This window comes from Peribacillus sp. NPDC097295 (genome assembly GCF_044761665.1).
In the GTDB taxonomy this organism is placed as follows: Bacteria; Bacillota; Bacilli; order Bacillales; family DSM-1321; genus Peribacillus.
The window spans coordinates 1-15,824 of the sequence record NZ_JBIWCW010000018.1 but is presented as its reverse complement, the minus strand read 5'-3'; the positions used below and the strand labels follow the sequence as shown (position 1 = coordinate 15,824).

General features: G+C 36.1%; 16 protein-coding genes. 14 read left to right on the top strand and 2 right to left on the bottom strand.

Annotated features, from left to right (window positions below; all coding sequences use genetic code 11):
- Positions 1–94 precede the first annotated feature (94 nt).
- The 4 genes from cls (at position 95) to ACIQXN_RS18710 (ending at position 3,183) form a co-directional block, all read left to right on the top strand.
- Positions 95–1,597, top strand: coding sequence for a cardiolipin synthase (cls, locus tag ACIQXN_RS18725; protein WP_402970098.1), 1,503 nt, complete (start codon positions 95–97; stop codon positions 1,595–1,597).
- Between the two features lie 76 nt (positions 1,598–1,673).
- Positions 1,674–2,429, top strand: a complete 756-nt coding sequence (locus ACIQXN_RS18720; protein WP_402970094.1) for an exodeoxyribonuclease III — start codon at positions 1,674–1,676, stop codon at positions 2,427–2,429.
- 62 nt (positions 2,430–2,491) lie between these two features.
- Entirely contained in the window at positions 2,492–2,887 is a 396-nt protein-coding gene (locus tag ACIQXN_RS18715) for a cytosolic protein (protein ID WP_402970091.1), read from the top strand.
- A gap of 17 nt (positions 2,888–2,904) precedes the next feature.
- Positions 2,905–3,183, top strand: coding sequence for an HNH endonuclease (locus ACIQXN_RS18710; protein WP_402970088.1), 279 nt, complete (start codon positions 2,905–2,907; stop codon positions 3,181–3,183).
- Between the two features lie 55 nt (positions 3,184–3,238).
- Here the strand turns inward: ACIQXN_RS18710 and ACIQXN_RS18705 are convergent, their stop codons facing one another.
- Complete coding sequence (locus ACIQXN_RS18705) at positions 3,239–3,754, bottom strand: DUF2179 domain-containing protein (protein ID WP_402970085.1); 516 nt, start codon at positions 3,752–3,754, stop codon at positions 3,239–3,241.
- A gap of 352 nt (positions 3,755–4,106) precedes the next feature.
- Here ACIQXN_RS18705 and ACIQXN_RS18700 point away from each other — a divergent pair, with 352 nt between their 5' ends.
- The 8 genes from ACIQXN_RS18700 (at position 4,107) to speD (ending at position 11,656) form a co-directional block, all read left to right on the top strand.
- Positions 4,107–4,676 (top strand): histidine phosphatase family protein, encoded by a 570-nt coding sequence (locus ACIQXN_RS18700; RefSeq protein WP_402970244.1) that lies wholly within the window; start codon positions 4,107–4,109, stop codon positions 4,674–4,676.
- A 58-nt stretch (positions 4,677–4,734) separates the two neighbouring features.
- Complete coding sequence (locus tag ACIQXN_RS18695) at positions 4,735–5,403, top strand: NAD-dependent epimerase/dehydratase family protein (protein ID WP_402970082.1); 669 nt, start codon at positions 4,735–4,737, stop codon at positions 5,401–5,403.
- Between the two features lie 128 nt (positions 5,404–5,531).
- The gene (locus ACIQXN_RS18690) at positions 5,532–6,818 is read left to right on the top strand and encodes a trypsin-like peptidase domain-containing protein (protein WP_402970079.1); all 1,287 of its coding nucleotides are present in this window, start codon (positions 5,532–5,534) and stop codon (positions 6,816–6,818) included.
- A 415-nt stretch (positions 6,819–7,233) separates the two neighbouring features.
- Positions 7,234–8,385, top strand: coding sequence for a betaine/proline/choline family ABC transporter ATP-binding protein (locus tag ACIQXN_RS18685; RefSeq protein WP_402970076.1), 1,152 nt, complete (start codon positions 7,234–7,236; stop codon positions 8,383–8,385).
- A gap of 12 nt (positions 8,386–8,397) precedes the next feature.
- Positions 8,398–9,051, top strand: a complete 654-nt coding sequence (locus ACIQXN_RS18680; RefSeq protein WP_402970073.1) for an ABC transporter permease — start codon at positions 8,398–8,400, stop codon at positions 9,049–9,051.
- Positions 9,052–9,062: 11 nt separating this feature from the next.
- Entirely contained in the window at positions 9,063–9,971 is a 909-nt protein-coding gene (locus ACIQXN_RS18675) for an osmoprotectant ABC transporter substrate-binding protein (RefSeq protein WP_402970069.1), read from the top strand.
- Between the two features lie 17 nt (positions 9,972–9,988).
- Complete coding sequence (locus tag ACIQXN_RS18670; protein WP_402970064.1) at positions 9,989–10,660, top strand: ABC transporter permease; 672 nt, start codon at positions 9,989–9,991, stop codon at positions 10,658–10,660.
- 162 nt (positions 10,661–10,822) lie between these two features.
- Positions 10,823–11,656, top strand: a complete 834-nt coding sequence (gene speD, locus ACIQXN_RS18665; RefSeq protein ID WP_402970061.1) for an adenosylmethionine decarboxylase — start codon at positions 10,823–10,825, stop codon at positions 11,654–11,656.
- 52 nt (positions 11,657–11,708) lie between these two features.
- On the opposite strand, the gene ACIQXN_RS18660 is transcribed toward speD, so the two are convergent.
- Positions 11,709–12,377, bottom strand: coding sequence for a DedA family protein (locus ACIQXN_RS18660; protein WP_402970058.1), 669 nt, complete (start codon positions 12,375–12,377; stop codon positions 11,709–11,711).
- A gap of 1,171 nt (positions 12,378–13,548) precedes the next feature.
- On the opposite strand from ACIQXN_RS18660, the gene ACIQXN_RS18655 reads away from it, so the two are divergent.
- Positions 13,549–14,466 (top strand): hypothetical protein, encoded by a 918-nt coding sequence (locus tag ACIQXN_RS18655; RefSeq protein ID WP_402970055.1) that lies wholly within the window; start codon positions 13,549–13,551, stop codon positions 14,464–14,466.
- Positions 14,467–14,574: 108 nt separating this feature from the next.
- Positions 14,575–15,824: IS1182 family transposase (locus ACIQXN_RS18650; protein ID WP_402970241.1), on the top strand; the 1,250-nt coding region annotated here is incomplete at its 3' end.

Here is a 15,824-nt window from a genome sequence, read left to right as displayed (position 1 = left end):
CACTTGCGAGTTATTTTTTCGTAAGTGTTTTTGTTTCTTTTTTGATGATTTATGGGTATATAAAGATATAAATTTTTTAGTAGGAGAATGAGTGATGAAAAGAAGAAGAATGGAAATTGTATTTTTATTTGTTTTGATCGCATCTGTTTATATGGTTTTATTTAGTTCTGTTAGCTTCGACGTGAAGCTATTTTTTATTGGATTATACATAGTTGTTATGCTGATTACCATGTTTTCGCTCATGCTCGAAAATAGGTTTGCTCATGATACGCTTTTATGGATGTATGTGCTTTTTTGTTTTCCTGTTTTCGGCTATATTTTCTATTTGTTTTCAGGTCAACTTTATCTAAAAGGTTATTTATTTCAAACTAAAAGAAGGAAAGATCGAGAAGAATGGAAAAATCTTGTCAATGATATATCGGCTCCAGATTTGTCATTTTTGAATAACCATCAGCAATCCTTTGCAGATTTTGCAAAGAATGCTTCAGAGACGACCATCAGCACATCTTCCAAAACAAAGGTTTTAAAAAATGGGAACGAAACGTTTGCAGAAATCATTAATCAGTTAAAGAAAGCGGAAAAATTTATACATATTGAATATTATATATTTCGGTCGGACAGGCTTGGGAAGGAAATCATAGATATCCTGATTGAAAAGGCAAATAGAGGGGTAGAAGTATTATTCATTTTTGATGCTGCAGGTAGCTTAAGTCTTGCCCACAAAGAAATTAATCGCATGAAAGAGGCAGGCGTGAAGGCATTTCCATTCTCTCCGTTAAAGCATGGATTTTTTAATCAAAAATTCAATTTTAGAAATCACCGGAAAATTATCATTGTTGATGGAGAGATTGGTTTTGTGGGCGGACTGAACGTTGGAGAAGAATACCTGGGAAAAAACAAAAACATTGGATTTTGGCGGGATACCCATATGGTTCTTAAAGGAGAAGCGGTTTACATGCTTCATACCGTATTCCTGATGGATTGGGAGTATGTAAGTGGAGAAGATGTTTTAGAAGAGCGACCGAAAATGAACAAGTTTGATAAAGGAGATGGAGCTGTCCAAGTGGTTGCAAGTGGACCAGATACGCAGCAGGGAATCATGAGTGATTATTATTATTCCCTTATAACGAGTGCAACCAAATCAGTTTGGATAGCAAGCCCTTACTTTGTGCCGAATCAAGCCATTAAAGCCGCGATGAAGCATGCTGCGTTAAAAGGGATTCAAGTCCGATTGATGGTCCCGGCAGTCAATGATGGTTTCTTAACCCAATATGGGAGTCGCTCCTATTTCGGTGAACTTCTTCAATTTGGCGTCGAAGTGTATTTATACAAAAAAGGATTTTTACATCAAAAAATTATCATTGTAGATGAGGATATGGCTTCTGTAGGAACGGCGAATATGGATATGCGAAGTTTCCATTTGAATTTTGAGGTGAATGTCTTTTTGATGGGGAACAGTTCCATTGATGATTTAGTAACCCATTATCAAGAAGATATAAGGGATTGTGAAAGAATTGATCCACTTTCCTATAAAAACAGGTCCTTAATGGAACGATCAAAGGAATCTTTTGCCCGCTTATTTTCCAATATACTCTGATGGGCAAGCAATCGAAACAATAGTATAGTAGGGATAGAGATGAAAACAGAGAGAGATAAGGAGAATATAATAAAAAATGAAATTGGTTTCTTGGAACGTAAATGGGATAAGAGCATGTGTAAAAAAAGGATTTTTAGAATACTTTAAAGAAGTGGATGCCGACATTTTTTGCCTGCAGGAAACAAAGCTCCAAGAAGGGCAAATTACACTTGAATTAGAAGGGTATCATCAATACTGGAATTATGCTTTGAAAAAAGGGTATTCAGGAACGGCGATATTCACGAAGGAAAAACCTATTTCGGTTAAGTATGGAGTGGGTGACCGGGAGGAAGAACCAGAAGGCAGAATTATAACACTTGAATTCGAGAAATTTTATATGGTAAATGTATATACGCCTAATGCCAAAAGGGATTTGACGAGGCTTGATTACCGACTTGAATGGGAAGATGAAATCCTTGAACATCTAAAAGCATTGGATAGAGTGAAACCCGTCATTTACTGTGGGGACCTTAATGTAGCCCACTCTTCCTTAGATTTAAAGAACCCTAAAACTAATGTTGGAAACTCCGGCTTCACCATAGAAGAAAGAGGCAAAATGACCAACTTGCTAGAAGCGGGTTTTATCGATACTTACCGTCATTTTTATCCGAACCAGGAAGGGGCATATTCCTGGTGGTCATACATGAGCAAGGTTAGAGAAAGAAATATTGGATGGCGGATTGATTACTTTATTGTTTCGGAGCGTTTGGCTGAAGATTTAAAAGATGCAAGCATTCATTCCAGTATAATGGGAAGCGATCATTGTCCCATTGTCTTGGAAACGACCTTTTAACTAGGATAAATCTGATGAGATGGGAATACTATCTTTTATCCAGATTAACAGGAGGTTAAGAGATGAACACGTTTATTGTGGGTTTCCACCAAGAAGATAATATAGATAGTATGCAAGTTCAAAAACTGTCATCCAGTGAATTTGTTGAGGCGAGGTCAAGGGGATTTCGCCGGTTATTCGAACTTGATACAAATGTAGGCGGCTTTGTCTTTTTTGACGCAGAAAATAAAGATGGAGACCTTTCCCACCTAGTACTTCATTATCCTGAAGAAAATAAGGATCCTAGTGATTGTTATTCATTTTCTAAAAATGACTTTTATGAATTCATGGCTCTATATTTACAAGGGTTGGAGCAAGAGGAAGAAGAGGAAGGGGAAGAGGAAGAGTATGGACCGATCCATCATTTGGCACATTTGATGTTTCATATTGTGGAAGAAGGCAAAAGTATTGAACCCTGACTGTCCGAGGTGGAGCAATGCGCGGGACCTGTGAGTTATGTTCTCGAAGTGAGATTGAACTGACTGTCCATCATCTAACACCAAGAGAGGAAGGGGGCAGTCTCTTACCAACCGCCCTTCTTTGTAAATCATGCCATAAGCAAATCCACGCTCTATATTCAAATCGTGAGTTAGCTATTCGATTGTATACCATCATTTTGTTAAAAGATGATGAAGCATTGAAAAAATATCTAAAATGGATCAAGAAACAGCCGGCAACAAAAGCTGTCAGAACAAAAAAATCAAAAACTAAATAACCAAATGACCCATCTTGAATTAAGATGGGTCTTGTTAGGTCTATCGATTAGCGCTTCACCTATTCTTTAGGCGGTCCAGTAAAAATCCACCTTTGAAATATCTTGGTTCATAAGAAATGATGAAAGCTTTAGGTTCGAACTTTTCAACTGTTGCAATTAATTCTTGTTCTCTGTTACGTTTCGTTAAAATTTCCATCCGGTAACGATTGCTATCCCTGCCTTCCCCCGTATAGAGAGTAACACCGAAACCATTATCCCTTAGTGTATCGATTAACTGAGCATTTTTTGTCTGGGTATTAACGGTAACATTGATAAATCCAATAGCAAGTTTCTGCTCAATTTTCGTTCCGAATATAATGCCTATTCCGAACCCTACCGCGTATACCACCATGGCAAGTATGCTTTGGTCACCACCAAATACGAGGGATAAACCAAAGACGTAAACCAACATTTCGGCAATACCTAAAACAGAGGCTAAAGAGGTTAAATTTTTGACTAAGAATATAGTACGTAAAGTATAAATGGGTACATAAATAAGTTGTAACAATAAGATGAGAAGAATTTCCTTCATGTGAGCACCTCTCCATTTATTTTAATTCGTGAGATATCTCATATGAAACATCTTCCATAATCTAAACATATGACAATGAATAAAACCATGGAAATATTATGTAGTAATACTAAATTCCTTCATACTTTATAAAGTCAATTATTAATCAATGTTTAAAAGCTCCTGATATTAAATTCATTATAATTTTGGTATCATTATTTTAGCTATTTAAGGGGATTTTTCGTTTATTTGGCTACATACCAAAGATTCAAGCATATTCATTATGGTCTTTAACATATGTAAGACATGCAATAAAGAAAGCAAGGAACTTCGTCATTTTTAACCACTATTTATTTTGAAAGGAATGAAGATCATCACAACGATTTGTTTAGTACGCCATGGAGAAACCGATTGGAATGTACAAGGAAAATTACAGGGACAAACAGATATACCACTAAACGAAAACGGAAAGATACAAGCGAGGAAATGCGGGGAATTCTTATCCAACGAGGAGTGGGATGTAATTATTTCTAGCCCTCTAAAAAGAGCGAAGGAAACAGCCGATATCATAGGTGAATGGGTCGCTTCCCCAATTATTCTTAAAGAAGATTTCATTGAAAAGAATTTTGGTGACGCTGAAGGTATGTCAGCGGATGAAAGAGAAGCAGCATTTATTGATAAAAACTATCCGAATCAGGAAAAAGAAGAAAATTTAAGAGAAAGGCTCTTGAATGGACTTCAGGAAATTTTAACAGAATATCCCGAAAAAAATGTGATTTTAGTTGCACATGGAGCAGTTATTCATTTGATATTACGGATGATGTCCAATGAAAATATCGTATCAAAACAAACTAAATTGTCGAATGCTTGCTTGAGTACGATTAAATATGAATTGAATTCATGGATTATAGCTGATTTTAATCAAGTGAACCATTTGTCCTGATAGCTTTTGTAAATTGAATCTGATTGCCATTCTAGGCATAAAGGAAAGAAGGCATATTATGACAAAAAAAACGGCATTAATTTTAGGGGCGACCGGAGTCGTTGGCACCCAATTAATCAACGTGCTAAGTACTAATAAGAATTATGAAGTTATCCATTTGTTATCGAGAAGAGAAGTTGAATATCAGAATCCTAGATGCAGATTGCAAATTGTGGATTTCGATAATTTGGATAAATATAGGGAGTTATTTCATGTCAACGATGTGTTCATATGTTTAGGAACCACTATCAAAAAAGCGAAGACCAAAGAGGCTTTTCGTAAAGTTGATTATGAATATGTTGTAGAGGCTGGAAAATTGGCAAATGCGGCAAAGGTCGAGAATGTACTGGTGATAAGCGCTAGGGGTGCTGACTCTAAATCGAAATTTTTCTATAGTCGTGTAAAGGGAGAAATGGAAGAAACGCTTATACAGTTAGAATTGAATTCTTTACATATTTTCCGACCATCGTTATTGCTTGGAGAACGAAATGAACTGAGGATCGGTGAAAAGGTTGCTGGTAAACTGAGTTCGATTTTTAAATTTTTATTAATTGGCCCACTACGCCCTTATCGTGCCATACATGCAAAAAAGGTCGCAACTGCGATGAGTGTTGCAGCGCAATCCCGTTCAACTGGAACTCATGTTTATCACTCTAATGAAATAGAAAAGCTCGCTAATGGAAGGTAAATAGTTTAGGAAAAATATATTAAAAATGAGTCTTATATAGTAGACTCGTTTTATTATGATATTTTAATATACATATTCCTTAATTTTCAATATAATAGGCATAAAGTCTTATTGAAATAGGTGATTTTTTGTATTGTTCGACATGTGGTGAGAAATTATCAAGCGAAGGTAACTATTGTTCTAGTTGTGGTAACAAGAAAAAGAAATCGAAGTTAATCCCATTCTTAGTTATATTAAGTATTTTAAGCATAATAACTTTTGCTTTTACCATCAAATACTATTGGGATGAAGCGGACAACAAAAAAACAACTACCCTACCTACTCCAGTGGAAACAAAAAACGATAATGAAGGATCGGGAAAGAAGAAAGAAGTAACAAACGCAGTAGCATCAAAACCAATTGAAAAGATAAAAGAAGAAACAAAAAAAAGTGTGACACAGATCATTGAGGAATCCCAGAAAAAAGTGTTCACCATTTTTGCCGGGAACAGCCAAGGTTCAGGATTTTTAATCAATGACAAAGGCGATGTTTTGACAAATGCCCATGTAGTGGAAGGGTATCTCGAGGCAAGCATAAAAGATAAGAGTGGTACAGAGTTTAATGGTAAGGTTATCGGTTATTCAAATGACACGGATGTGGCTATTATTCGAGTTCCAAAATTAGCCGGGGAAAAGCCAATAGATATAGAAAAAACAGGAGGAGCTAAAATCGGCCAGGAAGTAGTTGCGCTAGGTAGCCCATTAGGCCTTGAAAATACAGCTACTTTAGGGACCATTACTGGGGTAGATCGCAGTTTTCTTATTGGGGAGCGGTCCTATGATAATATCTATCAAATGTCAGCTCATATTGCTCCTGGTAGCAGTGGGGGACCTCTTGTATCCATTGAAACAGGGAAAGCGGTAGCCATTAATTCAGCAAAGTTGATAGCAGATGAATCAGTAGGCTTCAGTATACCGATAAAGGATATATTCCTAATGATCGAAGGATGGATCACCCATCCACTCTCAGAACAGGAGATTGACGCTTTATTTTACAATGACTCTGGCAGCTACTATTATGAAGACGAATTAGATGATGAATGGTATTTCGAGGGTGGCGATTATAATGATGACGAAGACAGTTATTATGATATCCCAGATGAATGGTCAGAAACAGAGGAAGACGGAGCTTATGAAGACTACGAAGATGAAATAATAGAAGAAGATGATAGTGAAGATAGCTATGAAGATTCTGAAGAAGATTATGACTATGAGAATGAAGATGAAGATGAAGGCTATGAAGAAGATGGTGATTATTACTCTGAAGAAGATGATATTGATGAAGAAGGCGAAGACTATGAAGTGGAAGAGGAGGAAGAGGACTTTGATGATTATGAGGAAGACGAAAATGATGAATATGAAGATAGTGACTATTAAATGAATATGAAAGCTTTTAAATATATCTTGAAACTTCAATAATGTAAAAATCCATTCCGCTTGTACCGGAATGGATTTTTTTACTTAAAATAAAAAATACAGTCTAAATATTCATTCACCTTCTAATATTTATTTCAAAAATAACCTCGATAGAATATATATCAAAAGATTAAAAACAGCAGTTAAGAGTTTTTTTCGAACAGACAAAAATATTTAAAATTTCATTCTTTAAAAAGGTATCTGCACGCAGGAGTTGGTGCTTTTTAAAATAAATCTTTTACATTTAATTACAATTACCTATGAAAATTTCAATTTCAGGTTTAAGTGGTTAAAGTGATGGGTATATGAGACTGTCTATATAATGTTTGTAATACATTTGTAAAATTTGTAAAAATGAATTTTGGAGGTGCTTCTATTGTTAAAAATCGAAAATGTATCAAAAGTCTATAAGGGAGGAAAAAAAGCAGTAAAGAATATTTCATTGGATATCCAAAAAGGGGAATTTATTTGTTTCATTGGTCCAAGCGGGTGCGGAAAAACGACAACAATGAAAATGATTAATCGCCTAATTGAACCTTCTGATGGAAAGATACTCATTAATGGAGAAAATATTATGGAAAAGGATCCAGTTGAGTTACGGAGACAGATAGGCTATGTCATACAACAAATTGGACTTTTTCCTCATATGACGATTCTGGAAAATATTACTCTCGTTCCAAGACTTCTTAAATGGAGTGAGCAAAAGAAAAAAGAACGTGCCTTAGAACTGCTACAACTAGTTGATATGGGTCCTGAGTATCTGGACTTGTATCCATACGAACTAAGCGGTGGGCAGCAACAGAGAATCGGTGTCCTCAGGGCCCTCGCTTCTAATCCTCCTCTCATTTTAATGGATGAACCATTTGGTGCACTTGATCCGATTACACGTGACGCACTGCAGGAAGAGTTTAAGAATCTCCAACGTACCCTTAATAAGACTATTGTATTTGTTACTCATGATATGGATGAAGCAATTAAGCTTGCAGATCGTATTGTGATACTGAAAGCTGGCGAAATCGTCCAAGTGGGAACTCCTGATGAAATCCTAAGAAACCCCGCAAACGAATTCGTTGAGGAATTTATAGGGAAAGAACGTTTATTTCAACCAAGACCGAACCTATTGGTCGAACAAATCATGAGTAGAAATGCGATTTCGATTACTGAGGAAAAATCTCTTACCGATGCCATTACAATCATGCGTGAAAAACGTGTTGATTCACTGTTGGTAGTAGATGAGGACAATGTGTTAAAAGGGTTTGTAGACGTGGAAACGATTAGTGAGTATCGTAAAAAAGCAAAATATATCAGTGAAGTGGTCAACCCGGAAGTTTATTCGGTGAATCAGGATGCTTTACTACGTGATTCAGTACAGAAAATTTTAAAACGTGGGTTCAAATATGTGCCTGTTGTTGACCAAAACAAACATTTAGTCGGGATTGTTACAAGAGCTACATTGGTTGATATCGTCTACGACAGCATTTGGGGAGAAGAAGAAAATCTAGAGGCAGAAATGGCCGGGGCGTTGTAGGAGGAAAAAGAAATGAATACATTCATAGATTTTTTACAGACAAACTGGCAGGAATTGCTCTATAAGGCATTGGAACATTTATATATTTCTTTAATTGCCGTTTTACTAGGAATCCTAGTCGCGGTCCCATTGGGCATATTGTTAACCCGCATGAAAAAAAGTGCTTCAATTATTATCGGAATCGCTAACATCATTCAGACACTTCCAAGCTTGGCAGTGCTGGCATTTTTCATACCATTTTTCGGCGTGGGCAAGACACCGGCGATTATTGCATTGTTTTTCTATTCGGTTTTACCCATTCTCAGGAATACATATACAGGCATTAAGGGAGTGAATCCGAATCTACTTGAATCAGGAAGAGGAATCGGAATGACAAGTTGGGAACGAATTAGGTTTGTTGAATTTCCACTCGCACTTTCTGTCATCATGGCCGGGATACGTACAGCTTCTGTTTATTTGATTGGCTGGGCCACGTTGTCATCATTCATAGGTGGTGGGGGTCTAGGTGATTATATTTTCATCGGTTTAAACTTATACCAAACTGAATATATTATCGCAGGTGCCGTACCGGTTATTATCATGGCCATTCTGATAGATTATATATTCTCGATCATTGAACGGAAAGTCGTCCCAAAGGGATTGAAAGGCATGAAGGAAGTAGCTTGAGGAGGATTACCATGTATAGAAAAATAACAATTGCCGCACTTTTACTATTTAGTTTATTCATCAGTGGCTGCACATTGCCGGGCTTGGGTTCTTCTTCTGAAAATACAGTTAAAATCGGAGCGCAAAGTATGACTGAATCTGAAATTCTTGCGAATATGATTGCCCAGCTGCTTGAGAGAAATACAGAGCTTGATACAGAAATCATTAAGAATCTCGGATCGAATTTCGTACAGCAAAAAGCAATGGAAAGTGGAGACATTGATATTGCTGCTACTCGGTATACAGGAACCGATTTAACTAGTGTTTTGTTACAAGATATTGAAAAAGACCCTGCAAAAGCTATGGAAATTGTACAACGAGAATTCGAGAAACAATACAGTTTTAAATTTTATGATTCATATGGCTTCGATAATACATATGCGTTTACGATTTCACAAAAACTAGCCGAAGAAAAAGGCTATAAAACCATCACTGACTTGAAAAGGGATGCTGAGGATTTGAGCCTTGGTGTCGACAATGCTTGGCTGAAAAGAGAAGGCGATGGCTATAAGGGTTTTGTAGATACCTATGGGATTGAATTTGGTGAAACATACCCGATGCAAATAGGTTTAGTTTACGATGCCGTCAAAAATGGCCAAATGGATATAGTCTTAGCGTACTCTTCAGACGGGCGTATTAAGGCAAATAATCTTTATCTTTTAGAAGACGACAAAAACTATTTCCCTCCTTATGACTGTTCGCCAGTGGCAACAGAAGAAGTGTTGGAGAGATTCCCAGAAATTGAAACGCAACTAACCAAGTTAATTGGTATCATAACAACGGAAAAGATGCAGGAACTAAACTATGAAGTTGATGGGAAATTGAAAGAACCATCAACTGTAGCAACTGAGTTTCTTGAAGCACATAATTACTTTGAGTAAATAGGAGGTGCAAATTAATGGAAACCTTACAACAACTCGGAACGTATTATTCCCAGAATTGGGTATACGTTTTTACTGAATTTTACCGTCACTTTTTAATGTCTGCATACGGAGTTCTTTTTGCAGCGATCTTTGCTATCCCGTTAGGTATTTTTATAGCCAAACATAAAAAGTTAAGCACGTGGGTTTTTTCTATTACTAATGTCATTCAAACGATACCAGCTTTGGCCATGCTAGCTCTCCTTATGCTCGTGATGGGTTTAGGAACGAACACAGTTATTATCTCGCTTTTCTTATATTCTCTTCTACCAATCTTAAGAAATACATATGTTGGAATTACAAGTGTCGATCATGCGTATTTAGAATCGGGTAAAGCGATGGGGATGACTAAATTTCAGTTACTGAGAATGGTCGAATTACCTTTATCCCTATCAGTTATCATGGCCGGCCTTCGAACAGCCCTTGTAGTCGCCATTGGTGTAACCGCAGTAGGAACATTCGTTGGCTCAGGTGGATTAGGAGATATCATTGTCAGAGGAACCAATGCCACCAACGGTACAGCAATCATTCTAGCCGGTGCAATTCCGACGGCTTTAATGGCTATCCTATCTGACTTTTTACTAGGGTGGTTAGAGCGAACTCTATCACCGATAAAAAGAAAAAAATTAATCCAATCCGGAACAAAATAAACATAACGAACGGTAGATGCAAACCATTTGCGCCCTACCGTTCGTTTATATTAGAAGTCGATTTAAGAATATAGCTAAACTCCACTTCGATAATTAAGAGTTTTGTATCTCAAATAATGGGTAATTATAAGTATGTTGGTAAAAAAATAAGGGGAATCGCATATGAAAATTACACCTGAGCAAAGAATTGAACTCCATGGCTTCAACAATCTCACTAAATCATTAAGTTTTAATATGTATGATATATGTTATACGAAAACAAAGGAAGAACGTGAAGCATACCTAGAATACATTGATGAACAATACAGTGCAGAAAGGCTCTCAAGCATATTAAAGAATGTGTCAGATTTAATTGGTGCCCATGTTTTGAATATAGCGAAACAGGATTATATACCTCAAGGAGCAAGTGTAACGATGCTCATTTCAGAGGGGCCAGTTGTGGAAGTACCCACAGATACCTATAAAGAAACACCTGGACCTTTACCGAACAATGTTGTCATGCAACTGGATAAAAGCCATATTACAGTCCATACATATCCTGAGTTTCATCCGAATGAGGGAATCAGTACCTTCAGAGCTGATATAGATGTATCTACATGTGGAGAAATTTCTCCATTAAAAGCCCTTAACTACCTTATTCATTCTTTTGATACTGATATCATCACAATGGATTATCGTGTCCGAGGATTTACTAGAGACAGGAACGGACGCAAATTGTTTATTGATCATGATATTAATTCCATTCAAAATTATATCCCTGATGAAATTAAGGGATTATACGATATGATTGATGTAAATGTATATCAAGAAAATATCTTTCATACTAAATGTAAGTTAAAAAGATTCAATATTAATAACTATCTCTTTGGTTATACAGAAGACAAACTTAAACCAACTGAACGTGATGAAATCATCGAAAGACTTCAAACCGAGATGGATGAAATTTTTTACGGGGCCAACGTTCCTGTACTTAAGAAAGACAAGAACCAAGGGTAAGTATAGTTTGCTAACTTAAAATTTGGATAGAAAAAACGGCTGCATGCAAAAGTCAGATTTCAAGGACTTTTGCGGCAGCCGTTTTCTTTTTCATATATTCAATGGCGAATGCAATGAATGGAGGAATAAAACTGACAAGAGTAATCCCGAGCAATGAAAGGAATAAATGACTTCCTACCCATGAAAGATTACCAAGTGCATAACCTGCGCATACCCAAGTAAACGTCCAGACTGTTGCACCAATCATATTGTGTCCAAGGAAGCGTTTGAACGAATAGCTTGTGAACCCACTAATAAAGGGCAACGTTGTACTAAGTAAGGGAACGAATCGAGAAAACATAATCGCATATTTTCCATAGTTGGTTAAAAAACGCTGAGTTTTTTCAATCGATTTATTTGGAATATACTTAAATAACGAGTATTTCTTTTCTTTTTTCGAGGATTTTCCCACCAAGCTGCCAATCCAATAATTCTGAGCATCCCCGGCAACAGTCGCTAGGAAGAACAATAGCAAAAGAATAGGGAAATTAAGGTGTCCAATTGCCGCAATCGTACCGCTGGCAAACAAGGTCGCATCGCCAGGCAGGAAGGTCAGGACGATATAAGCAGTCTTGGCGAAAATAATGATGAATAAAATGATATAAATCTGCTTACCGAAAAGAGTGATATATTGATTCATATCGGTATCGAACGATTGAGTAAAATGTAAAAGGTTATGCAAGTCAATGCAACCTCCTTAAAGGAAAATAAGAGATTCTTAGAATAAATTAAGATAAAAATAAGTCCAGAGACGGATAATAAATAAAAATCAAAGGAAAAAGACATATTTTCACCCTTAGTAATATTACATAGAATGGTATGCCAAGTAAATGGTTTATAAATGGGAATGATAGGGGAGTTTGATTCAGTAAGGTTGTGGTGGGGAGGAATAGCCTATGTCCTTGACATGGAATTGGAGAGAACGTTTCTCTTTGTGTATGAAAAGAAAAGTAGGCAAGATTTTGTCTCTGAAGGCGTAGTGATTGTTAGTGGAAGCTCAAATAAACATAACTTTGAGATAATAAGTGGTCGCTCCATCTACTTTTCCTTAGACTAGTCAAGAGAAAAAAAGTGAAAATGTTGAAACGCTTACGAATCTCAAGAAATATTAACTGAATACTCAAATAAAAAAGACTACACTTTTGTAGAATATAGGGAAGTAATTAGCGGTGAGAAAACAGAGCTAAGAGATAGAGTTCAATTACAAAAATTAATTGGGGTAATTGGGAAACAATCTAAGTCCAATAAGATACAAATGATAAATAAGGTTACACGTAACTGATAATGTTCTTGCTTCACCATGTAGAAGAATAGAAGTATTTGCTCGACTATATTTTTGCTTGTTGATTGGTTTCTCTAATAGATGGCGAAGATTATTTAATTTCAGCAAAAGAGTATCTTGCAACTATAGGTTTCTGATTAATTTTTTTCGAATTTCACGTTCTTTTTCCTGTAATTTTACTACATCTACTATAGAAATAAGATGTACCTTGCAAAGTATATATGAAACCTAGGGGTTAGCTAGAAGGATATGAAAAGAACCAATACTATTTAGTCTATATCTCGAAAAATGATTTATCAAAAAAGTTTATATTTAGTCCAAAAAACAGTAGTCTGGAAAACTAATTAACATGGTCTTTTCCGAACATACATAGGAAAAATTCACGGTGATATGTCTATATAAGGGAGGGTAACTTTGATGTATAGGCAAAAAATAAGTCATCTTAAATCAAGATTTACGTATGTTTGCTTATCTACAAACATATTACTTAATAGGAAGGAAACAGGCTTCTTTTTATTTAACTTTATTCACTTTTCTTATACTTTATTAATTTGTAAAAGGAGAGTATAAATTGGCTATTGAGAATCAGAAAAATACACGAATTTCTGTTATCGACAGAATTATAGGCTTCATGCCAAAATTCTATGTAATTGGAACTATATTTATTTTTATATATACACTCATTACGTTGACCCATTTAGGAATTCAAACATGGAACGAGCCTAATAAAGTCGCCAATCCCATTCCTATTCATAATGAAGCTGTCCCTGAAGGTTTTGAACATACGTTAATTACGTTAATTATAGAGCCGATTGTAACCTCTGATTTTTATCAAATTATCTTCAACATGTTATTTCTTTACCTAGTCTGGATTCTGTTATTTCTTTTAGCACCAATAGCCTTTTACCGTTTAAAGCACTTTAAGTTTTTTAATATAGAATTTGAAATTGAAAAAAAAGATGCAGCTGTTTTTGAGGTATTCAGTGTGAGCAGTGCAAAAATGAAATTTGCAGCGTATTTGACATCTGAGGAATATCAACTCGAAATCTCAGAAGAAATTGCTAACAGTGAAAAGTTTAAAACTCCTTTAATTTATACAATGGATAGTGCTATGGAGTTTTACTCCAATCAATTAGGACTTGATTTCAACTATGACATTTACACATTAAATCAATTCAAGAAAGCCAAGCTACCTAAATCAATTAAGATGATGCTTGATAAAGCCATCCAAACCGGGGATCCTTTTATAATAAATAAAAGCAAAAGTGACAGCGAATATTATAAGAGTTTTCTTTTGCATTATTATGAAAATCTAGACGGCAGATACATCACGCTCTTGAACAGTTATCAAACGGAATTTGATACTTTCGATAAATCACTAATCAAAATCCTGCATAATGTCATATACGATTATTATCTACAGTATACCTATATATATGATGTTACTGAAACGATGAAGAAGAATGAAATAATTTCTTACGAAAAATAAAACCACTCTACAAGTGGTTGCAGACTGTAGACAAACTCGATGAAAATCGACTTTGCCTACAGTCTTTTTTGTTTTAAAATAGAAGTATTAAAACTTGAGGTGATAAGGATGCTTTCGAAACATAATTCTATTCAGCGAGATCAACTTGAAATGATTACTTTGGATCAATTGGTGTCAGCGAACCATTTGGTTCTTAAAATTGAGTCGGCCATTGATTTCTCATTCATTTATGATTTGGTGAAAGATATGTATTCGGAGGTAGGTAGCCCAAGTATCGATCCAGTTATTTTGGTTAAACTTGCATTCATTCAATATACCTTCGGTATTCGTTCCATGCGTAAAATAATTGAAGAAGTTGAAACAAATATGGCTTACCGTTGGTTCTTAGGTTACGGTTTCCACGATAAAGTACCTCACTTCTCAACGTTCGGAAAAAATTATGAGCGACGCTTTAAAGATAGTGACCTGTTTGAACAGATTTTTTATCGTATTTTAATGACAGCTGCCCAAAGAAAGTTAATAAGTGCAGAGCATGTATTCGTAGATTCTACTCATGTGAAAGCCAGTGCAAATAAACAAAAGTTTGCAAAGAAAGTGGTCCGCAAGGAAACACGAGCATATCAAGAACGCCTTCAAGAAGAAATAAATCAGGACCGTGAAGATCACGGAAAGAAACCTTTTCCTCCAGATAAATTTGATAAGGAAGAAACCAAAGAGATTAAAGAAAGTACAACAGATCCTGAAAGTGGTTACTACGTGAAAGATAAAAGGACAAAACAGTTTGCCTATTCATTTCACACGGCTGCAGACCGTAATGGTTTTGTGTTAGGGACAATTGTAACACCTGGAAATACGCATGATAGCCATATGTTAGAGCCACTGGTTGAACAAGTGATTGAGAAAGTTGGAAAACCTGAAGCTGTTGCTGCAGATGCAGCTTATAAAACACCAGCCATTGCAAGCTATCTTTTCGGCAAAGAAATCACGCCAGCTTTACCCTATACACGACCACGGACAAAAGAAGGATTCTTCCGCAAACATGAGTATGTTTACGATGAACATTTTGACCGTTACCTTTGCCCATCGGGCGAGGTTTTAAAGTACTCTACAACAAATAAAGAGGGATATCGCGAGTATAAATCTCCCAAACACAAGTGTAAGACATGCTCATTTTTATCACAGTGTACGGAAAGCAAAGACCATCAAAAAGTGGTGACGCGCCATATCTGGCAAGAAAATATGGAAGAAGCAGATCACCTGCGTCATCATCAAGATGTAAAACCTATCTATGCGAAACGCAAGGAAACGATTGAGCGTGTATTCGCAGATGCAAAAGAAAAGCATGGTATGCGTTGGAC